This window comes from Okeania hirsuta (genome assembly GCF_003838195.1).
Classification (GTDB): domain Bacteria; phylum Cyanobacteriota; class Cyanobacteriia; order Cyanobacteriales; family Microcoleaceae; genus Okeania; species Okeania hirsuta.
The window spans coordinates 1-677 of the sequence record NZ_RCBY01000672.1; the positions used below are offsets into that span (position 1 = coordinate 1).

The window sequence follows — 677 nt, forward strand, 5'->3', positions numbered from 1 at the left end:
TTACAGGTATCCAGTTTCGCCCCCCACTTTCACTGAGAAATTTTGCCGTTGCTGAAATTAGAAATTCTGGCGCATCTATTCCATCCCCCGGTTCAATTTCATCAATATACAGATGTATTAACTTACCAATATTACTCAAATTACTCATTGTAAAAAATATTCCTTAACCAAATCTATATAATATGTGGGAAAATCAAAGAATTAATCAATGACTTGATATTGCTCTTCTCCCACTTTTTTCACAATTACAGGTACCCAGTTTCGCCCCCCACTTTCACTGAGAAATTTTGCCGTTGCTGAGATTAGAAATTCTGGGGCATCTATTCCATCCCCCGGTTCAATTTCATCAATATACAGATGTATCAACTTACCAACATTACTGAAATTACTCATTGTAGGAAATACTCCTTAACCAAATCTATATAATATGTGGGAAAATCAAAGAATTAATCAATGACTTGATATTGCTCTTCTCCCACTTTTTTTCACAATGACAGGTATCCAGTTTTTACCATCTGTTTTATTCAGAAATTTTGCCGTTGCTGACATTAGAAATTCTGACGCATCTATTCCATCCCCCGGTTCAATTTCATCAATATTAGATGTATTAACTTACCAATATTAAGTAGGTCGGTGTTGAAAATTATCGTTATGAAAAGGCAGGAGGCAGAGGGCAG

General features: G+C 35.6%; 1 protein-coding gene. It reads right to left on the reverse strand.

Going from position 1 to position 677, the window contains the following annotated elements:
- Nucleotides 1-201: 201 nt before the first annotated feature.
- The gene (locus D5R40_RS33600; protein WP_192901164.1) at nucleotides 202-393 is read right to left on the reverse strand and encodes a hypothetical protein; all 192 of its coding nucleotides are present in this window, start codon (nucleotides 391-393) and stop codon (nucleotides 202-204) included.
- Nucleotides 394-677 lie beyond the last annotated feature (284 nt).